The following is a 23,248-nucleotide window of genomic DNA, read 5'->3' on the forward strand; positions in this document are numbered from 1 at the left end:
AAAAAATGGATAAAAAATTATATTATCGTGTGATGGGTCCGACAGTCGTATTAGCTGCATTGGTTTTATTTATTCCAAATTTCTCAATTCGTTCGTTGGTTGGCTTTTTGATTATGTTTTCTGGCTTGGGTATGTATTACCGATTATCAAGAAAAGTGAAAGTTCAAGCAATTTATACCAAGAAAGACCAATAAAGAATAGTAACGTTAGGAGAGTTATCTGTAGGATGACTCTCTTTTTTTCGGTTTTTTTCAAAAAATGTGCTGATTGAACGTTTTAGAAGTATAGTGATTGTTTTTGGATGTTTTGTGTTGCAAGCAAATAATTATTATGTTAATATTTGTCGTGAGGAGGTTGTGGAAATGCTTACAGAAGAACGCAGACAGAAAATTTTAGACTTGTTAGAGCAACACAAAATTGTTAAATCGCAAGATCTTGTAACCTTGTTAGATGCATCTGAGTCCACTATTCGCCGTGATTTGCAAGAGTTGGAGAACGAAGGTTTTTTAGAAAGAATTCATGGTGGTGCAAAAAAAGAGCAGCTTTTAGGATTTGAACAAGCGATGAGTGAAAAAACGCTCAAAAACGTTCAAGAAAAACAACAAATTGCTCGTTTAGCCGCTGATTTGATTGAACCAGATGATGTCATCTATCTGGATGCTGGCTCAACGACGTTGGAAATGATCCCGTTTTTACAAGGAAAAAATGTGACGGTTGTTACCAATTCAGTCAAGCATGCTGCTAACTTAGTTGATTTACAAATACCAACGATTATCCTTGGCGGCCAAGTCAAGCTATCTACTAATGCGGTATTGGGTTCAAGTAGTGTGGAACAGTTGAGTGCATTTCATTTTAACAAGGCGTTTATGGGAATGAACGGCGCGCACTTGGTTCAAGGATTTACAACCCCTGACCCAGAAGAAGCAGCACTTAAGCGAATTGCGATGAGACAATCCGAAGAAGCATTTGTCTTGATTGATCAAACTAAGTTTAACAAGCTATCTTTTACTTCTGTTGCTCCTTTAGCGGCAGCCACAATCGTAACCGAGCGTTGTCCATTAGAATTTGTCGCAGATTATCGTGACCTGACAACAATTAAGGAGGCTATTCAATGATTTACACAGTAACACTTAATCCATCAATTGACTTTATTGTTCGTGTGGATGGATTAAAATTAGGCGACTTGAATCGCATGACAGAAGATTTTAAATTACCAGGTGGCAAAGGAATCAACGTTTCTCGTATCTTGAAACGAATCGATTCAAACTCAACTGCTCTTGGCTTTCTAGGCGGCTTTACCGGAGAATTTATCTCTGATTGGTTGAAGAAAGAACAAATTCATACTTTGTTTACCAAAGTCCATGAAGATACACGTATCAATATCAAATTGAAATCAGATGCTGAAACAGAAATTAACGGCTTAGGTCCAGTTATCTCTAATGAAGAAATCAATGAATTGAAACAAGCATTGAGTACGGTTGAAGCAGGCGATATTGTCGTGTTATCTGGAAGTACACCTGCAAGTCTTAGAAAAGGTTTTTATCAAGAGTTGATTGAAATCATCCGTGACAAAGGTGCTGATTTTGTGATTGATACTACGGGAGAGGATTTAAAAAATGCTCTTTCAAAAGAACCATTATTAATCAAACCAAATAACCATGAGTTAGCAGAGTTGTATCAAACTACTTTTGAATCAGTTGAAGATATCATTCCTTATGGCCGTAAGTTATTGGCAGAAGGTGCGCAAAATGTATTAATCTCAATGGCTGGCGATGGTGCCTTATTATTTACTAAGGAAGGTGCCTACCAATCGAATGTTTTAGTACGCCCTTTGAAAAACTCAGTTGGTGCCGGAGATTCGATGATTGCTGGATTTATTGGCTCATTTAGCAAACATCATGATGCAGTCGAAGCTTTCAAATGGGGCGTTGCTTGCGGAAGTGCAACAGCGTTCTCTGATGACTTAGCTTCTCGTGAAATGATTGATTCACTATTACCTGAAGTTGAAATTACAAAAATCGACTAAATTTTAAGGAGGATAACCATGAATATTAAAGATTTGATGATCAAAGAAGCAATGATCATGGATTTGCAAGCAACTGATAAAGCAGGTGCTATTGATGAAATGGTCCAAAAAATGTATGATGCTGGCCGTATTTCAGATATTGACACATATAAACAAGGGATTTTGGCGCGTGAAGCTCAAACATCAACAGGTCTAGGTGATGGAATTGCAATGCCGCATGCAAAAAATGCGGCAGTTAAAGAAGCAACAGTTTTATTTGCAAAAAGTAAGGTTGGCGTTGACTATGAAGCACTCGATGGTCAACCAACTTATCTATTTTTCATGATTGCTGCTCCAGAAGGCGCAAATGATACTCACTTGCAAGCTTTAGCGGCATTATCACGTTTGTTGATCAATCCGGATTTTGTGGCAAAACTAAAAGAAGTTCAAACACCTGATGAAGTGCAAGAACTTTTCCAAACAGCTGAGGACGAAAAAGAAGCAGAAGAAAAAGCAGAACAAGCTGCCCAACAAATTGAAGCGTTAACTGATTCAGATCGAAAATTTGTCGTAGCTGTGACAGCTTGCCCAACCGGAATCGCGCATACGTACATGGCAGAAGATGCTTTGAAGAAAAAAGCAAAAGAGATGGGCGTAGATATCAAAGTTGAAACAAATGGTTCTGAAGGAATTAAAAATCGTTTGACTGCAGAAGATATTGCACGTGCAGATGGCGTAATCGTTGCAGCAGATAAAAAGGTTGAGATGAATCGCTTTGATGGAAAAAAATTAGTTAACCGTCCAGTAAGTGATGGTATTCGTAAATCAGAGGAATTAATCAATCTTGCTGTTGAAGGAAATGCACCTGTTTTCCATGGCGATAGTAAAAATGATTCATCAGATGAAGGAAATGCTGATGGAACAATCGGTCAACGAATCTATAAAGATTTGATGAACGGTGTTTCGCATATGCTTCCATTTGTAATCGGTGGTGGGATTGCGATTGCACTTTCCTTCATGATTGACCAATTTATGGGTGTACCACAAGATCAATTGGCAAACTTGGGGAATTACAATCAAATGGCAAGCTGGTTCAACCAAATTGGACAAGCGGCATTTGGTTTCATGTTGCCAGTTTTAGCTGGGTTTATTGCATCAAGTATTGGTGATCGCCCTGGATTGGTTGTTGGTTTTGCTGCAGGCGCATTAGCTAATGCTGGTGGAGCTGGTTTCTTAGGTGCATTGATTGGTGGTTTCTTGGCTGGTTATGTCATTGTCTTCTTACGTAAAGTTTTCAAGAACTTACCAAAATCATTGGATGGAATCAAAACGATTTTATTCTACCCAGTCTTTGGACTATTGATTACTGGTTTCTTGATGTTGATGGTCAATGTGCCAATGAAAGCAATCAATGATGGATTGAATGGTTTCTTGACAAGTATGAGTGGTTCAAATGCTGCGTTACTTGGGGCTTTGTTAGCTGGAATGATGGCTGCTGACCTTGGTGGACCAATCAACAAAGCAGCTTACGTGTTTGGTACAGCAACGCTTGCAACAACTGTCGCAACTGGTGGTAGTGTCGTTATGGCATCTGTTATGGCAGGTGGGATGGTTCCACCATTAGCAATTTTCGTTGCAACTGTGTTATTCAGAAATAAATTTAGTAAAGCAGATCAAGATGCTGGTTTAACAAACATTGTGATGGGGCTATCCTTTGTAACAGAAGGTTCAATTCCGTTTGCTGCTGCTGACCCAGTTCGTGCAATTCCAAGCTTCATCGTAGGTTCTGCTTTAACTGGTGGTTTAGTTGGCGCTTTTGGTATCAAATTATTAGCACCACATGGTGGAATTTTTGTTGTCTTCCTACTTAGTCATCCTGTATTGTACCTAGTCTTTATTGCAATTGGTGCAGTTGTTTCAGGTGTGATTTATGGATTATTAAGAAAAGCACCAGAAGCTGTTGAAGCTTAATTTTAGATAGATAAATAACGAAAACTTCTTGTCACTCTTTCTTGGAGAGGGTGATGAGAGGTTTTTTTGTTTAAAGAAATAACGGAAAGTAGCCGATAAATGTTTGACCTTGTAAAATGCAAATAGTATCATATCATTATAATGATGAAAATTATCATGTAAAATTAATTTTTTGCATATATTAATTAAAATAAAATGGGAGAACTGGATATGGGATGGGGAAAATGGACGGTTTGTTGGCTGATGTTAATTTGTTTGTATACAATGCCGATAAAAGAAATAACTGCAGATGAACTGGAAAAAACCACAGATGCAGATGAGCAAGTGGTATCTTTGACGGAAAGTAGTTCAGAGGTACCGCTTTTGAATGTAGCGGAGCAAAGTCATTCTTCATCTGAATTAAAAAATGATGAAATTATAAATGCAGAAACGTCAGATGAAACAGTTGATAAGGTAGAAAGTAGTGCCGAGAAAACTATTTCGTCTAGTGAAACAAAAAATCAGTTGATTCCTTTTGCGTTAATAGGCGAAGGGACGGTCACAAATCCTTACACTGCTGGGACTGTGGGTGAGTTGAAGGACATACTGACAGCAATCAAAAATGATGTTGGTACAGGAACCTACTATCTTAATTTAACGGAAAATATTGTTTATTCAGGTGCAGATGTATTTGAGATTTACAAAAGTGTTGAAATTAATGGTCAAGGAAACTATATGCTATATGAAAACAGCTCGAGTACCACTGAAGCGAATGTGGGCTATCGAATAAAAGTTTCAGGTTTACAAGTCAAAATAAAAAATCTGAATTTTGGGAGCTCGACTTTGACAGATGATAAAGGAAACGTATATGGCAATCAAAGCTATTATGGAATTATTGGTGCAGGAGGTTCGTCTGCGATTCAATTTGATGCAACATTAGAAAACGTGAATTACTATGGAAAAACTGGTGCGCAACCTCTGCTGACGTGGAACACAGAATCCACTTTCACGATGATGGGGGAGAATCATTTTAAGAGTGAGGTTGGTAGCAATAGTCAAGAGTTTATGGAAGGGTACAACCTGTTCTTTGCCAAAGGATCAAAGACAACAATTGACCATCAGACAAGTGCAAGCTCGAGTTTGCTTTATGGTTATGGTACAGGAGGTTCTGGCGATAGAAAGATGCGAGTAACCCTTGAAGAAGATGCTGAAGTGGACTTTACTTCAAGTAAAACGTATTTCACATATGGTTCCAATGGATTGATTCTAACTATTGGCAAAGGAGCAGAGTTTTTCTATACACAAACGGATAATAAGGCACTCACTTTCACAAATACTAGCTCTGCAAGCGCAGAAATCAACGCACAAAAAGATTCGCAAATGACTGTACTGAGTGGTGGAAGAATCACTTCATCTGGAGCGATTACGATGAATGTCAATGAACCGAATTGGCTACGATTTAAGAATACTGCCACGACGGGATTATTCAATAAAAATGTGACGTTTAATCGTTTAGATGGAAATGTTGGTGAAATTGGAGGCTATCAGTTCAATTATTTAAGTGCATCTCAGGAGTTATTGAAAAAAGAAGTAGCAGGAGCATCCACTTTAACATTAGCAGATAATTATTTTGAAAATCCGTCACTAAAACAAGCGATTTACCAGAAAAAAATCAAAATAATAGATTGGGAAAGTTTTTCAGATGTAGATGTTGGGAGAAGTAACTTAATAACAACGATTAAGGATTACGATCCTTCTGAACGAACGTTAACCAACAACACATTTAAATTAAGCAAAGAACGCCTATGGACAGGTGATGAAATCAAGAATGAAACGGCGCAACAAGAAATTGAAGACGCGACAGATGAAACGCAAGGTATGGTAACAAGTGAAACTTCAGCAAGTTCAACGTGGCATGTGGAAGAGTTAATCTCAGGTTCTTATTATGTCTATGTAAAGATCTCTGGAACAATCAATGAAGACCCAGAACTCCAAATTTTTGCTAGCGAAAGTTTGTGGGTAGAAAAAGAGGTGGAGATTGCAAAAAGTCCGCTGAGTGTCGAGGTTCCTTTGGAGTTGCTTTTTCAAGTGAGGGAAGTGGGTGCGTTTGACACCAAGGAATCCGCTCAACCAATTTTAAGCGAGAGCAACTATCCCATTGATTTTACTATTGATTCTGTTCAAGATCTTTCTGTAGAGTCACCAATTACGTTAGTTGATCAAGTAACAGCAGGAGAAAGCAACCAATTACGACTTCAGTTGGCAGCTACCAATGACACTATATTAGGACCATTAATAGTAGGAGAAAATACTGTCGATTCCTTAACGATAGCACCATTTTTAACTGAGCCACTTGGTATCTATTTAAAAGGAGAGTATTCAGGCCCGATTTTTAAAAAATATGATACAAACTATACATTTACTTATAGTTTGACACCTCAAGGAGAGTCAAAATGATCGAAAAGACCGAAACGAATAAAAGGAAAAGACGAATGATTATCTTGATTGTCTTGGGAGTGCTACTCGCAAGCTGGTTCATTTATCGTCAATATTTCCAAGTGAAACCAGAAACGACAACGGTTGTCAGCGGTGAGTTTTTACCTGCAGAAAAAGACGCACAAAAAATATCTGACAAAGAGCTAAAAAAACTTGCGCAAAAAGCCGTAGATAGAAGTAAATTTAATTTGATGATTTCGCCAGAAGCGAAAATTGACGAACAAACATTACAAGGAAAATTGATGATTAAAAATTCCATCCAAAACAATTATCCAATCAATGTTGAGATTCGAGAAAAGCATACGAATAAACTTGTTTATACTTCCGGGGCAATTCAACCTGGGTATGAAATAAAAGATGTCACCTTAGAGCAGACATTAACAAAGGGGGAGTATCCGTCAGTTGCATTATTCAGTTTGTATGATCCAGAGACAAACGAAAAAAAGGGGCAAGTTGCCGCTGGAATTACATTAACAGTTGAATGATTGAAAAGGAGAAAGAAGAAAATGAAAAAAAGATTAGCTAGTTTGTTTATTGTAGGAAGTTTCGTAGGGGGATTGGTTCCCATTGCAGTTCAAGCACAAGATGTGATTGGTGACGGTAGTGCAGAAATCAAAGTGAATGGATCGATTGGATTGGATAATACGGATCCAACAGAAACAATTGATGAAGAGAGTGAAGATTGGATCAATGTAACTTTAGATACCGCGACGATTTTCTATAACATCAGTGGTCGTACCAATATTGAATCGCCAACATATACAATCAAAAATAATTCGGGTCGTCCCGTAGATGTGACGATTACAAAATTTGAAAAAACCAACAGTGAGTCGATCTCAGAGATTTCAAGTTTGAAATTCGTATCGCCTGAAGCAAGTGATACAGCATTAATTTCAAGTGGATCAGTCACAGATTTTGAGACAACGCCAGCTCGATTATTTACATTAGCAAACAATGAAGGAAAACTAACTTCAGCTGGTGAAAGTACTTCAGCGTCTGAAACAACATTTGGTTACCAAGGAGTCTTATCTTCAAGCACAGCTGCCAAAAGTGCACCAACATTTGATTTAACTTTACAATTAGATGCTGTTTCTTGGACTGCACCGTAAAGAATTTTTCAACTTCGCTTTGGTGTTGAAAGGGATCGCAGGTGATAACTTATGGATACGACACTAAAAATCAAAGGATCAATTGGTATGGATTCTGAAAGTTTGCCGGCTGAACAGGAAGAAGGTAACGAAAAAAACATTGAGACTGTATTACAAACAGAAACGAGAACGATTGAATACTTCCCAAAAACAAGTGACTCGTCAAACGTTTTTTTCAGTGTACTTGGCATGCTTTTGGTTTTTATAGTAATTGGTCTCAACTATGGGTATAAAAAAAGAGTGAGTATGAATGAAAATTCATAGCCACTCTTTTTTTTGCTGAAATGCTAGCTAGACTTTAGTTGGATTTCTTTTTTGATTGATGCCATATTTGATTCATCTGTCAAAATGACCAGAATATCTCCAACTTTCATTACTGTGTCACCATGAGTAATCAATTCTTTTTTTCCTCGATAAATTGAAATAAGCAACATGTTTTTGGGCCAATTAAAATCGCGAACCATGATGCCATCTAGTTGACTTTCAGCTGTAACAGGGAAATCAAAAGTGGTTTTCTTTCCAGATGATTGCTTTGGCTGATTGTCAACTAGTCTTTCAAGCAAAGATTCATAAATCGGATGTCCACCCAATAAATCATTTACGATATAGGCAACCAACGAGGCAACGCCAAGTGGCATCAAATGATTGAGTGAGCCAACCATTTCCGTCACGAGGATTATTGCAGTCAGAGGTGCTTTTCCAATGGCTGTAAAGTAACCCGCCATAGCAATCACAACGAAATCTTTCACAAAAACAGGATCCATTCCAAAATAAAGAACAAGCAACTTTCCGTAAAGACTGCCAATTAGGGCGCCCAATGTCAAAATGGGTAAGAAAATTCCTCCTGGTAAACTACCACCATACGAAATCATGGAGAAAACAAAGCGAATGATTAATAGTAAAATAATTCCTTGAAGTGGTGGCGTTAGCTGTCCTAACTGCACGACGATTTGATTACCACCACCCAAAATTGTTGGCCATAAATAACCGATTGGTAAGACCAAAAGAAAAGGAATGAGTCCGTGATAATATTCAGGCAAGGGGACTCTTTTGTAAAATCGAGGCAAAGCGAGCAATGTTTTTTGATAAATAAAACCAAGAAGACCTAAAATAATTCCTAAAATGATCAAAGCACCATAATAATGAAAAGGTAAAGAAGGCAACGCCCCTAAATAAAGTACAGGTTTCAGTCCAAAAAAATAAAGTGAAACAGCGTTTGCGACAATTGCTGAAGTAAAAGAAGTGAGCCAAACTAATGGTGAAAATGAATGGTGAACTTCTTCAATGACAAATAACAATCCAGCAACGGGTGCATTAAATGCTGCGGCTAAGCCAGCGCTAGCGCCGCTTGAAATCAAAATTTTTTCTTCAGAGCTAGAAGAATGAAAAAGTTGGCTCGTACCTTGTCCGACTGCTGCCCCTAATTGAATGGAAGGACCTTCACGCCCTAAGAATAGACCGGAACCGACGGAAAAGATTCCGCCAACCATTTTTTTCCACAAAACAGAAAACCAATTATAAGTTAGTTCACCTTGCAATTGACCTTCCACTTGGGGAATTCCGCTTCCTTTGATCGCAGGCTCATGCTTGATCAATTGACCAACTAAAAAAGCAGCAACCAGTGAAAAAAGAAACAAGCCAATGAGAATGCTTGGTGTTTGCTGGCTTTGCTGATAAAAAAATTGAATCTTCTTGCTTAATGTTTCAATCCCTAATCGAAAAAAACTGACCACGAGTCCAGCAAATAAACCCACAAGCATTCCTTTTAAAATAAAAAGAATTCGAGTGTCATCGAATGTTATTCGTTTAAATCGTTTTTCCATCGTAAAATTATCCCTCACTTTCTTTTACTTTAGCATGAAATCTTTGTTCTGACGAGAGACGAAAAAATTGTTTCAGAAATTCGGATGATTTTCAGCTAGCTGGTTTAATGAAGAGTGGTAAAATGCTATAATTGATGAGATTGATAAAAGAAAGGATGTTGTGAATGTCATCCAAGCAAGAATTATTACAGGGGATGAATCCTCGCCAAAAAGAAGCTGTTCTTCATACCGAGGGGCCGTTGTTATTGATGGCAGGTGCAGGAAGCGGAAAGACCCGCGTTCTTACGCATCGAATTGCTTATTTAATTGAAGAAAAAGAAGTGAATCCTTGGAATATCCTAGCGATTACTTTTACCAATAAAGCCGCGAAAGAAATGAAAGAGCGTGTGAACGCAATTTTGGAATTTGGTGGCGAAGATGTCTGGGTTTCAACATTTCACTCAATGTGCGTCCGCATTTTGAGAAGAGATGTTGATTTTATTGGTTACAATCGTAATTTTACGATTATCGATTCTTCCGAACAACTTACTTTGATGAAACGTATTTTAAAAGAGCTTAATATTGATCCTAAAAAATATGATCCTCGAGGAATTTTGGGAACTGTTTCTCAAGCCAAGAATAATTTACAAATGCCTGAAGACTTTGAAAAAATGCAAGGCAGCTATTATGAAGAAATTGCTGCTAAATGTTATAAAGCTTATCAAAAAGAATTACAATACAATCAATGTATGGACTTTGATGACTTGATTATGAATACGATTCGTTTGTTCAATGAACATCCAGACTCCCTGACTTACTATCAAAATAAATTCCAATATATCCATGTGGATGAATATCAAGATACCAACCATGCTCAGTACACGTTAGTCAATTTACTAGCAGGACGTTTCCGCAATTTATGTGTTGTGGGAGATGCCGACCAAAGTATTTATGGCTGGCGTGGTGCAGACATGCAAAATATTTTGGACTTTGAAAAAGATTATCCTGATGCAAGTGTTATTTTATTGGAACAAAATTATCGTTCAACCAAAACAATTTTGGATGCTGCTAATCAAGTGATTGAAAACAATACCAACCGCAAACCTAAAAATCTCTGGACTGAAAACCAAGAAGGTGCTAAGATCACCTACTATCGTGGCGATAATGAACGTGATGAAACACGTTTTGTCATTGAAAAAATGCAACATGAAATGCGTGAAAACGGGCGAGATTATGGCGACTTTGCAGTTCTTTACCGAACAAATGCGCAATCACGTGTAATGGAAGAAACGCTATTAAAGGCCAACATACCTTATAAAATGGTTGGTGGACACAAATTCTATGATCGAAAAGAAATCAAAGACATTTTGGCGTATCTTAATGTGATCGCCAACCCGCAAGACTCAATCAGCTTTGAACGAGTAGTCAATTCGCCTAAGCGAGGAATTGGTCCTGGTTCAGTTGATAAGTTACGTCAATTTGCTTCAATTCATGAATGGGCATTGTTAGAAGCAGCTCAAAACGTGGACTTAGCAAATATTAGTGGGAAAGCTGGTCGTCAATTAGCAGAATTTGGAGCGATGATTGATGAAGTCACACAAATGGTTCCTTACTTATCTGTTACGGATTTAACGAAAGAAGTTTTGGAACGCAGTGGCTATCAAGAAGATTTGAAGATCCAAAATACACTAGAAGCACAAGCTAGACTAGAAAACTTGGAAGAATTTTTAAGTGTTACGCAAGAATTCGATAAACAATTTGAAAAACAGAATGAAGAAACAGCAGATGCACCTGAAGAAAAATTAACGGTTTTCTTGAATGATTTAGCGCTAGTTTCAGACATTGATAATTTAGAAGAAGAGACGACGCAAGTAACTTTAATGACGTTGCATGCGGCCAAAGGTCTGGAATTTCCAGTGGTCTTTTTGATTGGTCTAGAAGAAGGCGTCTTTCCACTTTCCCGTGCTTTGATGGAAGAAAGTGAACTAGAAGAAGAACGTCGCTTAGCTTATGTAGGAATTACCAGAGCAGAAGAAGTCTTATACTTGACCAATGCTTTTTCGAGAACGTTATATGGACGAACACAATACAATCGTCCTTCAAGATTTATTGACGAAATTGACCAAGATTTATTGGAAATTCAAGGAATGCGACCAACACCAAAGAAAATTTCTCCATTTACGACAAAAACCACTACACCTAGTTATCAACAGCCACAAGTGACGACTGTTTCATCAAAAACAGCGACTGGTGGCGAAAACAATAGCTGGAAAGCTGGCGACAAAGTCAAGCATAAGAAATGGGGAGTTGGGACAGTCGTTCGAGTAAATGGAACAGCTACAGATCTTGAATTAGACGTTGCATTTCAAGGTCAAGGAGTTAAGCGATTATTAGCGGCATTTGCACCAATTGAAAAAGTTTAATAGTGGGGGGAAAACGATGGCACAAGAAATGACGATTGATTACGCAACAAAAAGAGCAGAAGAATTGCGTGTACAATTAAATCGTTGGTCCCGAGAATATTATGTGGAAGATCAGCCAACGGTAGAAGATTCTGTTTACGATAAACATTATGCAGAATTAGTAGCAATCGAAGCAAATTATCCAGAACTAATCACCGTAGACTCACCAACTCAAAGGGTCGGTGGTGGTGTTCTTGCAGGATTTGAGAAAGTCACGCATGACATTCCACTCTATAGTTTAAATGATGTATTTGACAAGGAAGAATTGTTTGCTTTTGATCAACGTGTGCAAAAAGCGATTGGTCATCCAGTGGATTATTGCTGTGAGTTGAAAATTGACGGGCTTTCTGTTTCATTGCGTTATGAAAATGGACTCTTTGTCCGTGGCGCTACTCGCGGCGATGGAACGGTCGGTGAAAATATTACTGAAAATGTGAAAACTGTTCGTTCCGTTCCTTTGCGGTTGAACGAACCAATTTCGATTGAGGTTCGTGGCGAATGCTTCATGCCAAAAAGATCCTTCGTCGAGTTAAATCAAAAACGAGAAGCCGCTGGTCATGATGTTTTTGCTAATCCGCGGAATGCCGCGGCGGGTTCATTAAGGCAACTTGATTCAAAGATTGCAGCTAAGCGCAATTTGGATACTTTTTTGTACACTGTAGCTGATTTTGGTCCGATGGAAGCAAAAACACAGTACGAAGCATTGCAAGAACTGGCGAAACTTGGTTTTCATACCAATCATGAAGCACAGTTGTGTCATTCAATTGAAGAAGTTTGGACGTATATTGAAAAGTTTCATGATCAACGAATTGATTTGCCTTATGAAATTGACGGAATCGTAGTGAAAGTCAATGACTTTTCACTTCAAGACCAGCTTGGGTTCACGGTCAAAGCTCCTCGCTGGGCGACTGCGTATAAATTTCCTCCAGAGGAAGTCGAAACGGTCATCGAAACAATTGAATGGACTGTTGGTCGAACAGGAGTAGTTACGCCAACGGCAGTCATGACCCCTGTTCGTGTTGCGGGGACTACGGTGAGCCGTGCCAGTCTGCACAATGGCGACTACATCAAAATGAAAGATATTCGACTGCACGATACGGTACTAATCTATAAAGCAGGAGATATCATTCCAGAAGTTGCTCGCGTGATTGAAGACAAACGACCAAAAGATAGCGAACCTTATCCATTACCAACACATTGCCCTGAATGTGAAAGCGAGCTAGTCCATTTAGACGGAGAAGTTGCTCTTCGCTGTATCAATCCAAAATGTCCGGCACAAATGAAAGAAGGGCTCAATCACTTTGTCTCCAGAAATGCGATGAATATTGAAGGCTTAGGTCCAAGAGTACTTGAACAAATGTATGATAAAAAGCTAGTCGCAGATGTTGCAGATCTATATAAACTAACAGAAGAAGAATTGCTGACGTTAGACAAGATTAAAGAAAAAGCTGCTAATAATATTCTGACAGCAATTGCCAACAGCAAGGGAAATTCAGTCGAACGGTTAATTTTTGGCTTGGGCATTCGCCATGTTGGAGCGAAAGCTGCTAAGATTTTGGCAGAACACTTCGGTAATTTAGAAGCAATCAGTCAGAGTGATTTTGAATCAATCATTGCGCTTGATAGCATGGGAACGATTATCGCAGATAGCATCGTGACGTACTTTAGTAATGAAGAAGTACATGAATTAATGGATGAATTAAAGGCTGCTGGGGTCAACTTTGACTACAAAGGCATTCGCTTGGAACAATTAGCTGAAGTAGAATCACCATTCAAGGATAAAACAGTTGTTCTAACTGGAAAGTTAACTCAATTTACGCGGGAAGAAGCGAAAGCTACGATTGAAAATCTTGGTGGAAAAGTGACTGGAAGTGTCTCTAAAAAAACAGATATCGTTGTAGCAGGTGAAGAAGCTGGAAGTAAGTTGACGAAAGCAGAATCACTAGGAATTGAGATTTGGACGGAAGAAAAGATGGCAGAAGCGTTAGCACAAAGTCATCCTGTGGAAACCGAAAACTAAGCTTTTTCAGATAAATTTCAATAAATAATTTCAGTGCTTCCACACTTGTGGTAAAATAGAGAGCAAAGTTTTTAACTCGTTTAAGAAAGAAGGGGTAGTATGGCGATTAGTGAAGAACAAGTCAAACACGTTGCCAAATTAGCAAAACTTGCGTTTGATGAAAAAGAGCTTGCAAGTTTTACAGACCAATTAGGTAAAATCATTGATATGGTGGAAATGCTTGAAGAAGTAGATACAGAAGGTGTTCCATTCACATCAAACGTGGTTGAAACAGTGAATGTAATGCGTCAAGACCGTGCACAAGCAGGTTGGAGTCGCGATGAGTTATTAAAAAATGTGCCAGAATCTGAAGATGGTTTTATTAAGGTACCCGCAATTATTGATAATGGGGAGGCAGGCGCGTAATGACAGAATTATACAACCGTTCATTAGAAGAATTGCATGGGATGCTTGTTTCTAAAGAAATAACTGCACAAGATCTAATGAGAGCAACATTTGAACGTATTAAAGAAACAGAACCAGAAATCGAAGCGTTTATTACATTAAATGAAGAAAAAGCACTTGAATTAGCAAAAGCATTAGATGAAAAAGGAATTGATGAAAACAATGTGTTAGCAGGTATTCCAATTGGGATCAAAGACAACATTGTAACGAAAGATTTGTTGACAACAGCGGCATCAAAAATCCTTTATAATTTTGACCCAATCTATGATGCAACAGTTATGGATAAAGTCTATCAAGCAGATATGATTCCTGTAGGTAAACTAAACATGGATGAATTTGCTATGGGTGGAAGTACAGAAACTTCTTACTTCAAGAAAACAAAAAATGCTTGGGATCATTCTAAAGTTCCTGGTGGTTCATCAGGTGGCTCTGCTGCAGCAGTTGCTGCTGGACAAATTCCTGTATCTCTTGGAAGCGACACAGGTGGAAGTATTCGTCAACCGGCTGCATTTAATGGAATCGTTGGAATGAAACCAACTTATGGACGTGTTTCACGTTTTGGGTTGATTGCATTTGCTTCTTCATTAGATCAAATTGGACCAATGACAAGAACGGTTAAAGACAATGCATTAGCATTAACAGCAATCAGCGGATATGACGAAAAAGACGGAACATCATCAGGTGTTTCTGTACCTAACTTTGCTGAAGGCTTGACTGGTGACATCAAAGGAATGAAAATTGCTTTGCCAACAGAATATCTTGGTGAAGGTGTGGCACCTGGAGTCAAAGAAGCAGTATTGAAAGCGGCAGAAACATTCCGTTCATTAGGTGCAACGGTCGAAGAAGTTAGCTTGCCACATTCAAAATATGGTGTAGCAGTTTACTATATCATCGCTTCATCTGAAGCAAGTTCAAACTTGCAACGCTTCGATGGTATTCGCTTTGGCTATCGTTCTGAAAATGTGAAAAATTTGGAAGATGTGTATGTTAACTCACGTTCGGAAGGTTTTGGTGACGAAGTAAAACGTCGGATTATGCTAGGAACATTCTCATTGAGTGCAGGATATTATGATGCTTACTTCAAGAAAGCTGGCCAAGTGAGAACATTAATCAAACAAGACTTCGAAAAAATTTTTGCTGATTATGACCTAATCATTGGACCATCTTCACCAACTGTAGCATTTGGCATCGGCAAAAATATCAACGATCCAATTACGATGTATATGAGTGATATTTTAACAATTCCAGTGAACTTAGCAGGACTTCCTGGTATGTCAATTCCAGCTGGACTTTCAGAAGGTCTTCCTGTTGGGTTACAACTAATCGGTAATTATTTTGAAGAAAAAACAATGTATCAAGCAGCGTATGCTTTTGAACAAGCGACAGAATTTCATAAGCAACAACCTGCTATTCTAGGGGGGCAAGGCGAATGAACTTCGAAACAGTCATTGGACTTGAGGTCCACGTTGAATTAAAAACAAATTCTAAAATTTTCTCACCAGCGCCTGCACATTTTGGAGCAGAACCTAACAGCAATACAAACGTGATTGACTGGGGTTACCCTGGTGTGTTACCAGTAATGAACAAAGCGGCTTTAGAGTTTGGGATGAAAGCAGCTTTAGCATTGAATTGCGAAATCTCAAAAGATACACATTTCGACCGCAAAAACTACTTCTATCCTGATAATCCAAAAGCTTACCAAATCTCACAATTTGACCAACCAATCGGTCACGATGGTTGGATTGAGATTGAAGTTGAAGGACAAAAGAAAAAAATTAGAATCGAACGTGTTCATTTAGAAGAAGATGCTGGGAAAAACATGCACGGTATCGGTGGCTATTCATACGTTGACTTAAACCGTCAAGGCACACCGCTAATCGAAATCGTTTCAGAAGCAGATATGCGTTCACCAGAAGAAGCATATGCTTATCTTGAAGCATTGCGTTCAATCATCCAGTTCACTGAAGTTAGTGATGTGAAAATGGAAGAAGGTTCTATGCGTTGTGATGCCAATATTTCTTTACGTCCTTATGGTCAAGAAGAATTTGGAACAAAAGCAGAACTAAAAAACTTGAACTCACTTTCATTTGTTAAAAAAGGACTTGCTTTTGAGGAAAAACGTCAAGCAAAAGTTTTACTTTCTGGTGGCGAAATCCAACAAGAAACTCGTCGTTTTGATGAAACAACAAATAAAACAATTTTGATGCGTGTCAAAGAGGGATCAAGTGATTATCGTTACTTCCCAGAACCAGATATTCCAAAATTTGTGATTGATGATGAGTGGATTCAACGTGTCAAAGCAACGTTACCAGAATTACCAGCATCACGTCGCCAACGTTATATCAATGATTTCGGATTGCCTGAGTATGATGCAATGGTCTTAACGTTAACGAAAGAAATGTCTGACTTCTTTGAGGCGACATTAGAAAACGGTGCAGATGCAAAACAAGCTTCTAACTGGTTGATGGGTGAAGTTTCTGCCTACTTAAATAGTGAAAAACTAGAATTAGCAGAAACACAATTAACACCAGAGAACTTGGCAGGAATGATCCGTTTGATTGCGGACGGAACAATCAGTTCAAAAATTGCGAAAAAAGTGTTCCGTGAGTTAATCGCAAACGGTGGCGATGCACAAGGAGTCGTTGAAGCCAATGGCTGGATCCAACTATCTGATCCAAGTCAATTACTGCCAATTATCAATGAAATTTTAGATAATAACGAACAATCTGTTGAAGACTTTAAAAACGGAAAGGATCGTGCAGTCGGCTTCTTAGTAGGACAAATCATGAAAGCAACAAAAGGACAAGCAAATCCAGGTGTTGTGAATAAACTACTAAAAGATGAATTGACGAAACGTTAAGAGGAAAATCATGAAAAAAGCACGTGTCATTTATAATCCAACTTCAGGTAAAGAATTGCTGAAAAAAAACCTCGCTGATATTCTTCAAGCACTAGAAGACGCAGGTTATGAAGCAAGTGCTTATGCAACAACTCCCGAAGAAGACTCTGCGAAAAATGAAGCAACGAGAGTCGGAAAATTAGGCTTTGACTTGGTTGTGGCAGCAGGCGGAGATGGAACGATCAATGAAGTTGTTAATGGAATCGCACCTTTGAAGAAACGACCTAAAATGGCGATTATCCCGGCTGGAACAACGAATGATTATGCACGAGCACTAAAAATTCCTCGTGACAATATCAAGGCAGCTGCCGAAGTCATCAAAAAAAATCAGACGGTTAAAATGGATATTGGTCATGCCGAAAACAGTTACTTCATCAATATAGCAGCAGGTGGCTACTTAACGGAATTAACTTATGAAGTGCCATCTGAATTGAAAAGTATTTTTGGTTACTTAGCCTATCTCGCAAAGGGAGCAGAAATGTTGCCTCGAGTGAAACCAATCAAAATGCGTTTGAAGTATGATGAAGGAGAATATATTGGAAATGCGTCCATGTTTTTCTTAGGGCTAACGAATTCAGTAGGTGGCTTTGAGCAAATTGCTCCGGATGCAAAGCTTGACGATGGAAAATTTTCATTGATTATCGTCAAGACAGCCAATATTTTTGAAATTTTACACATTGCAGCGCTGATGTTGAATGGCGGACGTCATGTCGAAGATCATCGTGTGATTTATACAAAGACAAGCGAATTGTATGTTGAAACCGAAGATGATACAAATCGTCCAGTGATGATCAATTTAGATGGTGAATATGGTGGCGATGCACCGATGCACTTCTCTAATTTACATCAACATATTGAATTTTTTGCGAATACGGATAAGATTCCTGATGCCGCTATCACGGGTGTAGAGGAAGAAGAATTCGAAGAAGTTGGTAAGGAATTTGTAAAAGAAGTCGAACGATTAACAGACGAAGATATTGACGGTGACGGCAAGATCGCTGACGAGGAAAAATAGACAGACAACCGGTACTGATACTAGGAACCTAGGTCAGTACCGGTTTTAGTTGTTGTGAAAAACAATGATTTATAGTAGAGTCAGAACTAGACAAGTAAGAAGTTAAAGGAGTAAATAATGAGCGAACAAACAGTGAAAAAAAATGAACGTTATACCGTAAAAATTATTGATTTAAGCTATGAAGGAATGGGTGTAGCTAAAATTGACGGCTACCCATTGTTTATTGAAAATGCGTTACCTGGAGAAGAAGTTGAAGTTCTTGTTTTAAAGGCAGGAAATAAATTTGGCTATGCGAAAGTAGAAAACTGGTTAACGACTTCACCAGATCGTCAACCTGTTGAAGACAAAACATTAATTCGTACAGGAATCGCTCCACTTGCACACTTAAGTTATGAAAAACAATTAGTGTTCAAACAACACCAAGTTGAAAATGTGATGGAAAAAATTGCGAAGCTACCAGAAGTGCCTGTCCTACCAGTAGTGGGGATGGCTTCACCAGTTGCTTACCGAAATAAAGCACAAATTCCTGTTCGTAAAATCGATGGTCATTTGGCTACTGGTTTTTATAAGAAAAACAGCCATGATTTAGTTTCCATTACAGATTTTTACATTCAAGATCCAGAAATCGATAAAGCAATCGTTGTTGTGCGTGATATCTTAGAACGTTTCCAAGTTCGTGCGTATAACGAAGCCAAAAACGAAGGACAAATTCGTCATATCGTCATTCGTCGTGGACATTATTCACATGAAATGATGGTTGTTTTAGTTACTCGTAAAGAAAAATTCTTCAAAGCAAAAGAAATTGCTAAAGTGATTCATGAAGAATTACCAGAAGTTGTTTCTGTCATTCAAAATATCAATGAAGAGAAAACAAATGTCATCTTTGGTAAAAAGGAAGTTGTTTTATTTGGAAAAGATTACATTGAGGATCAACTCTTAGGTAAGACCTTCCGAATTTCTGCTAAGTCTTTCTATCAAGTCAATACACAGCAAGCAGAATATCTTTATCAAACAGCAATTGATTTTGCGAACTTAACCAAAGAAGATGTTGTAATCGATGCATATTCAGGAATCGGTACTATTGGTTTATCCTTAGCTGATCGTGTTGCTGAAGTCTATGGAATGGAAATCATTCCTGAAGCGATTGAAGATGCACAGTTTAACGCATTAACTAATAAAATCGAAAATGCACATTATGAAGTGGGCAAAGCTGAAAAGGCAATGAAAAAATGGCAAGATAAAGGTATCAAACCATCTGTCATCATGGTTGACCCGCCACGTAAAGGATTAGACGGCAGCTTCATTGAGTCAGCAATCGAAATGAACCCCTCTCGAATTGTCTATATTTCATGTAATCCGGCAACCTTTGCGCGCGATGCAAAATTGTTTGCCGAAGCAGGCTATGAAACAACAAAAGTGCAACCTGTTGATTTATTTCCGCAGACGCATCATGTCGAGTTGGTGGCGTTGCTAGAACAAAAAGGAAAATAACAACCGGACTTACCAAAAGCTTTATAACATCATTAGGGAAAATTGTTAGAGGCGAGGATATTGGAAGAATATCCTCGCTTTTTTTGTTTTTATATTGCACATCAAAACAAAAAATAAAAGAAAAATAAAAAATGTAAACGTTGACATTGGATGGAAATAGTGATATTCTCTTTCTGACAAAACAAGTAAAACGTTTAACTTTTTTTAATTAGGAGCGGAGAGAATGAAGAAGGTAACGATCAAAGATATTGCACGAGAGGCAGGTGTTAGTATTGCGACTGTTTCAAATGTTATGAACAATAAACCAAATCGAGTGTCAGAAAAGAAAAAACGTGAGATTAACAAGCTGATGGAGAAATATAATTATGCCCCAAACCTGAATGCACGTTCTCTAGTTGCACAGGAATCAAAGATGATTGGAATTTTATATTATTCAACAAAAGAAGAAATTGATTTTGGCGATCCGTTTATTTCCGATTTGATGACTGGTCTTGAGTTTGAAGCAAAAAAACAAGGAATGTTTTTGATGTTCCATGGATTCAACGAATTAGCGGATATCGATGTACTGCAGCGAAATTGGAACTTTGATGGCTTTATTGTTGTCGGAGCTTTTGAGCATATTATTACAGAGCTGATTAATAAAATCAGTAAACCAATCGTTTTCATTGATAGTTATTATAATCATGATTTTGAGCGTGCAAATATTCTTTTTGTTAACAATGATGATCGAAAATTGAGTTATGAGGCTACGAAAACATTGCTTGAACACGGACATCGGCAGATTGCATTTTTCAGCCCAACTTTCTCACTAACAGATGATGGTGTAGTTCCACAAAGATATCTAGGTTATATGGATGCTTTAGCTGAGTATGAACTGAGACCAGATGAAAAATTATTGTTTTCCGAAGAAGAAATGGAGCGATTTATTGACTTGAGCAGCAACTATACCGCGTTTATCATCAACTCTGATTACTTAGCGGCACAATATCTTCAACAATTACGTGAACGAAAACTTAGGTTTCATTCTTTTGTAAGCTTTGATAATAATATTTTTGCTAAATTGCTCGATCCGTCACTTTCAACCGTAGACCTTAGACAAAAGGAAAAAGGGCGAATTTCAGTCCGTCAAATTAATTTAATGTTGCAGCACGCGACACAAGAGCAAACAATGGAAAACAAAATTTTAGTTGAGGGAGAACTGATTCAACGTGATTCTGTTCTAGAAAGGAAAAAAGAACATGGTAAAAATTTCTAGTAAGCAAATGATAACTGGTGAAAAGTATCGCTTTACTTTACTGACACCTCACTTAATTCGCATGGAATATTCAGAAGAGGGTAAATTTGTTGATTCTGATACACAAATAGTTGTGAATCGCGAATTCCCAGAATTTGAGTTTGACTTAGTAGAGTCAGAATCGCTAGTGGAAGTGTACACTGAGTCGTTTCATCTGCGTTATGATAAGCAAAAATTTTCAAGCCGTGGCTTGGTGATTGAAATGAAATCAAATTTTACAGATTTTAACAATCGGTGGTACTACGGTGAAAAAATTGAGACATTAAAAGGGACGACACGAACATTAGACAATGTAGATGGTGCAACGGAATTAGATGAGGGAATCATCTCTAGACAAGGCTACGCTGTACTCGATGACTCACATTCAGCTATTGCGACAGCCAAAGGAAATTTACAGCCAAGAAAAACAGGAGGAATCGATCTTTATTTCTTTGGTTATCAGCACCAATACAAACAAGCTTTGAAAGATTTTTATCAATTGACGGGACCGTCACCAATCGTTCCGCGCTATGCTTTAGGAAATTGGTGGAGTCGCTTCTGGGCTTACACAGATGAATCCTATTTAGCATTAATGAATCAGTTTACGGAAGAACAGGTTCCACTCGCAGTGAGTGTAGTCGATATGGATTGGCATCTTCGCGATATTCCAAAACGTTTTGGTAGTGGTTGGACCGGTTATTCATGGAACAAAGAGCTTTTTCCAAATCCAGATAAATTTTTACAAGAACTTCATGACCGAGGATTAAAAGTTTCGTTAAATGTTCACCCATCTGATGGAATACGTGCGTTTGAGGATGCTTATCCAGCTATTTCTAAACGAATGAAGTTAAACGTTTTACTTGAAGAGCCAGCAGAGTTTGATCTGACGAATGAAACATTTGTAAAAGGCTATTTTGAAGATGTGCATCATCCCTTGGAAGAACAAGGTGTTGATTTTTGGTGGATTGATTGGCAACAAGGTGAGAAAAGTAAAGAAGAAGGACTAGATCCACTTTGGCTGTTAAATCAATATCATTTTGAAGATCTTTCCCAAAGAAAAGAGGGACTGATACTTTCCCGCTATGCGGGACCAGGCAGTCATCGATATCCAATTGGTTTTTCAGGAGATTCTATCATTAGTTGGGCCTCATTACAATTTCAGCCATATTTTACAGCAACAGCTACTAATATTGGGTATACCTGGTGGAGTCACGATATTGGTGGACATATGGGGGGGAGTCGGGATGATGAGTTGACACTACGTTGGATGCAATTTGGTACGTTTAGTCCGATTAATCGTTTGCATAGTTCATCAAGCCCATTTAATAGCAAAGAACCATGGAATTTCTCTGGAGAAATCCAAGTAGCGATGAAGGAAACCCTTAGAGAACGTCATCGTTTACTTCCCTATTTGTACACAGCGAATGTTGAAACGAGTGAAAAAGGTGAGGCATTGATCCAGCCCCTATATTATAGCTACCCCGAAGAAAATGAAGCATATCTTTATCAAAATAACTATCTATTTGGTCAAGAACTCTTAGTTGTACCAATTGTGCATCAAATGAATCCTGATTATCAATTTGCTAAGGAAGAAATTTGGTTGCCTGAAGGAAAATGGTACGACTTTTATACAGGAAATCGGTATGCAGGACAAGCAGAATTGAGTATCTTTCGCCAAGTGAATGAACTGGCTGTGTTTGCTAAAGCGGGTGGAATTATTCCAACAGACCCAAATGTGATGGAAACAAAACCTGATTGTTTACCAGAGAAAATTGAATGGAAAATTTTTCCAGGTGACAGTAATTGTTACGAAATGATCGAAGATTTGAATGGAAAACGCTGTATCACTGTACTTTCATTAGATTGGAAAAGAAAACTCGTTTCAATTAGTACCAGTGGAGATACTTCGATTTTACCTGAAAAACGGCAGAATCAAATCTCTTTATATTGTGTAGAAAATGAAGATGGTTCCAAACTAATCAACAATATTTTTCATGCAGAAATAATTGATCAGCTTCAGCTACCAGTTAGGGAAATCGTGAAGCAAGAGGTCACTGATTTATTGTTTGAACGAATTGATCGGCCGGCTATCTCATACGAATTAAAAAATCAACTTTGGACGTATCTATCTCAGAAGCAAGAATTGATAAAGAAGTTAGCAACTGTTAAACACTTTAAAGATGAATGGCTAACAGAAATGTTATTTGAAGTCTTCTATATTGAAGAAAGTTAAGGAGGAAATG

Annotated in this window: 18 protein-coding genes; 17 read left to right on the forward strand and 1 reads right to left on the reverse strand. The window is 38.2% G+C overall.

Annotated features, from left to right (window positions below; translation table 11 throughout):
- The first annotated feature begins 5 nt into the window (after positions 1–5).
- The 8 genes from IGJ66_RS05250 to IGJ66_RS05285 all read left to right on the forward strand — a co-directional run bounded on the left by IGJ66_RS05250 (position 6) and on the right by IGJ66_RS05285 (position 7,863).
- On the forward strand, positions 6–194 hold the full coding sequence (locus tag IGJ66_RS05250; protein ID WP_067484364.1) for a hypothetical protein: 189 nt from the start codon (positions 6–8) through the stop codon (positions 192–194).
- Between the two features lie 168 nt (positions 195–362).
- Positions 363–1,115: a DeoR/GlpR family DNA-binding transcription regulator gene (locus IGJ66_RS05255; protein WP_075491032.1), complete on the forward strand. Its 753-nt coding sequence runs from the start codon at positions 363–365 to the stop codon at positions 1,113–1,115.
- On the forward strand, positions 1,112–2,026 hold the full coding sequence (pfkB, locus tag IGJ66_RS05260) for a 1-phosphofructokinase (protein WP_071868482.1): 915 nt from the start codon (positions 1,112–1,114) through the stop codon (positions 2,024–2,026). Before IGJ66_RS05255 ends, pfkB begins: the two co-directional genes overlap by 4 nt.
- An 18-nt stretch (positions 2,027–2,044) precedes the next feature.
- Positions 2,045–3,976, forward strand: a complete 1,932-nt coding sequence (locus IGJ66_RS05265) for a PTS fructose transporter subunit IIABC (protein WP_430616921.1) — start codon at positions 2,045–2,047, stop codon at positions 3,974–3,976.
- Between the two features lie 210 nt (positions 3,977–4,186).
- The gene (locus IGJ66_RS05270) at positions 4,187–6,412 is read left to right on the forward strand and encodes a hypothetical protein (RefSeq protein WP_430616922.1); all 2,226 of its coding nucleotides are present in this window, start codon (positions 4,187–4,189) and stop codon (positions 6,410–6,412) included.
- Entirely contained in the window at positions 6,409–6,936 is a 528-nt protein-coding gene (locus tag IGJ66_RS05275; protein ID WP_244897512.1) for a hypothetical protein, read from the forward strand. The genes IGJ66_RS05270 and IGJ66_RS05275 overlap by 4 nt, the downstream gene beginning before the upstream one ends.
- Positions 6,937–6,957: 21 nt before the next feature.
- A complete protein-coding gene (locus IGJ66_RS05280) occupies positions 6,958–7,560 on the forward strand; it encodes a hypothetical protein (protein ID WP_067484376.1) in 603 nt (200 codons plus the stop codon).
- 51 nt (positions 7,561–7,611) lie between these two features.
- Positions 7,612–7,863 carry an LPXTG cell wall anchor domain-containing protein gene (locus IGJ66_RS05285; RefSeq protein ID WP_430616923.1) on the forward strand — a complete coding sequence of 84 codons (252 nt, stop codon included), beginning with the start codon at positions 7,612–7,614 and terminating at the stop codon, positions 7,861–7,863.
- 23 nt (positions 7,864–7,886) lie between these two features.
- Here IGJ66_RS05285 and IGJ66_RS05290 read toward each other — a convergent pair whose 3' ends face one another.
- Positions 7,887–9,422 carry a ClC family H(+)/Cl(-) exchange transporter gene (locus tag IGJ66_RS05290; RefSeq protein WP_430616924.1) on the reverse strand — a complete coding sequence of 512 codons (1,536 nt, stop codon included), beginning with the start codon at positions 9,420–9,422 and terminating at the stop codon, positions 7,887–7,889.
- A gap of 164 nt (positions 9,423–9,586) precedes the next feature.
- On the opposite strand from IGJ66_RS05290, the gene pcrA reads away from it, so the two are divergent.
- The 9 genes from pcrA to IGJ66_RS05335 all read left to right on the forward strand — a co-directional run bounded on the left by pcrA (position 9,587) and on the right by IGJ66_RS05335 (position 23,238).
- On the forward strand, positions 9,587–11,824 hold the full coding sequence (pcrA, locus tag IGJ66_RS05295; RefSeq protein WP_067484385.1) for a DNA helicase PcrA: 2,238 nt from the start codon (positions 9,587–9,589) through the stop codon (positions 11,822–11,824).
- Between the two features lie 16 nt (positions 11,825–11,840).
- Positions 11,841–13,883, forward strand: a complete 2,043-nt coding sequence (ligA, locus tag IGJ66_RS05300; RefSeq protein ID WP_067484387.1) for an NAD-dependent DNA ligase LigA — start codon at positions 11,841–11,843, stop codon at positions 13,881–13,883.
- A gap of 99 nt (positions 13,884–13,982) precedes the next feature.
- Positions 13,983–14,288, forward strand: coding sequence for an Asp-tRNA(Asn)/Glu-tRNA(Gln) amidotransferase subunit GatC (gene gatC, locus IGJ66_RS05305; protein ID WP_067484390.1), 306 nt, complete (start codon positions 13,983–13,985; stop codon positions 14,286–14,288).
- Complete coding sequence (gene gatA / locus IGJ66_RS05310; protein ID WP_430616925.1) at positions 14,288–15,760, forward strand: Asp-tRNA(Asn)/Glu-tRNA(Gln) amidotransferase subunit GatA; 1,473 nt, start codon at positions 14,288–14,290, stop codon at positions 15,758–15,760. Before gatC ends, gatA begins: the two co-directional genes overlap by 1 nt.
- Positions 15,757–17,187 carry an Asp-tRNA(Asn)/Glu-tRNA(Gln) amidotransferase subunit GatB gene (gatB, locus tag IGJ66_RS05315; RefSeq protein WP_430616926.1) on the forward strand — a complete coding sequence of 477 codons (1,431 nt, stop codon included), beginning with the start codon at positions 15,757–15,759 and terminating at the stop codon, positions 17,185–17,187. The genes gatA and gatB overlap by 4 nt, the downstream gene beginning before the upstream one ends.
- 10 nt (positions 17,188–17,197) lie before the next feature.
- Positions 17,198–18,241, forward strand: coding sequence for a diacylglycerol kinase (locus tag IGJ66_RS05320; protein WP_067484400.1), 1,044 nt, complete (start codon positions 17,198–17,200; stop codon positions 18,239–18,241).
- Between the two features lie 117 nt (positions 18,242–18,358).
- The gene (gene rlmD, locus IGJ66_RS05325) at positions 18,359–19,732 is read left to right on the forward strand and encodes a 23S rRNA (uracil(1939)-C(5))-methyltransferase RlmD (RefSeq protein WP_376016212.1); all 1,374 of its coding nucleotides are present in this window, start codon (positions 18,359–18,361) and stop codon (positions 19,730–19,732) included.
- A gap of 223 nt (positions 19,733–19,955) precedes the next feature.
- Entirely contained in the window at positions 19,956–20,987 is a 1,032-nt protein-coding gene (locus IGJ66_RS05330; protein ID WP_067484404.1) for a LacI family DNA-binding transcriptional regulator, read from the forward strand.
- Positions 20,971–23,238: a TIM-barrel domain-containing protein gene (locus IGJ66_RS05335; protein ID WP_430616927.1), complete on the forward strand. Its 2,268-nt coding sequence runs from the start codon at positions 20,971–20,973 to the stop codon at positions 23,236–23,238. Before IGJ66_RS05330 ends, IGJ66_RS05335 begins: the two co-directional genes overlap by 17 nt.
- The last annotated feature ends 10 nt before the right edge of the window (positions 23,239–23,248 follow it).

Origin of the sequence: Enterococcus sp. DIV0176 (assembly GCF_050528535.1) — a bacterium.
GTDB classification, from domain to species: Bacteria; Bacillota; Bacilli; order Lactobacillales; family Enterococcaceae; genus Enterococcus_B; species Enterococcus_B thailandicus.

Excerpts from the sequence above, each read along its gene's own strand:
- IGJ66_RS05250 (WP_067484364.1), top strand. The coding sequence starts at position 6 with ATGGATAAAAAATTATATTATCGTGTGATGGGTCCGACAGTCGTATTA.
- IGJ66_RS05255 (WP_075491032.1), top strand. The coding sequence starts at position 363 with ATGCTTACAGAAGAACGCAGACAGAAAATTTTAGACTTGTTAGAGCAA.
- pfkB (WP_071868482.1), top strand. The coding sequence starts at position 1,112 with ATGATTTACACAGTAACACTTAATCCATCAATTGACTTTATTGTTCGT.
- IGJ66_RS05265 (WP_430616921.1), top strand. The coding sequence starts at position 2,045 with ATGAATATTAAAGATTTGATGATCAAAGAAGCAATGATCATGGATTTG.
- IGJ66_RS05270 (WP_430616922.1), top strand. The coding sequence starts at position 4,187 with ATGGGATGGGGAAAATGGACGGTTTGTTGGCTGATGTTAATTTGTTTG.
- IGJ66_RS05275 (WP_244897512.1), top strand. The coding sequence starts at position 6,409 with ATGATCGAAAAGACCGAAACGAATAAAAGGAAAAGACGAATGATTATC.
- IGJ66_RS05280 (WP_067484376.1), top strand. The coding sequence starts at position 6,958 with ATGAAAAAAAGATTAGCTAGTTTGTTTATTGTAGGAAGTTTCGTAGGG.
- IGJ66_RS05285 (WP_430616923.1), top strand. The coding sequence starts at position 7,612 with ATGGATACGACACTAAAAATCAAAGGATCAATTGGTATGGATTCTGAA.
- IGJ66_RS05290 (WP_430616924.1), bottom strand. The coding sequence starts at position 9,422 with ATGGAAAAACGATTTAAACGAATAACATTCGATGACACTCGAATTCTT.
- pcrA (WP_067484385.1), top strand. The coding sequence starts at position 9,587 with ATGTCATCCAAGCAAGAATTATTACAGGGGATGAATCCTCGCCAAAAA.
- ligA (WP_067484387.1), top strand. The coding sequence starts at position 11,841 with ATGGCACAAGAAATGACGATTGATTACGCAACAAAAAGAGCAGAAGAA.
- gatC (WP_067484390.1), top strand. The coding sequence starts at position 13,983 with ATGGCGATTAGTGAAGAACAAGTCAAACACGTTGCCAAATTAGCAAAA.
- gatA (WP_430616925.1), top strand. The coding sequence starts at position 14,288 with ATGACAGAATTATACAACCGTTCATTAGAAGAATTGCATGGGATGCTT.
- gatB (WP_430616926.1), top strand. The coding sequence starts at position 15,757 with ATGAACTTCGAAACAGTCATTGGACTTGAGGTCCACGTTGAATTAAAA.
- IGJ66_RS05320 (WP_067484400.1), top strand. The coding sequence starts at position 17,198 with ATGAAAAAAGCACGTGTCATTTATAATCCAACTTCAGGTAAAGAATTG.
- rlmD (WP_376016212.1), top strand. The coding sequence starts at position 18,359 with ATGAGCGAACAAACAGTGAAAAAAAATGAACGTTATACCGTAAAAATT.
- IGJ66_RS05330 (WP_067484404.1), top strand. The coding sequence starts at position 19,956 with ATGAAGAAGGTAACGATCAAAGATATTGCACGAGAGGCAGGTGTTAGT.
- IGJ66_RS05335 (WP_430616927.1), top strand. The coding sequence starts at position 20,971 with ATGGTAAAAATTTCTAGTAAGCAAATGATAACTGGTGAAAAGTATCGC.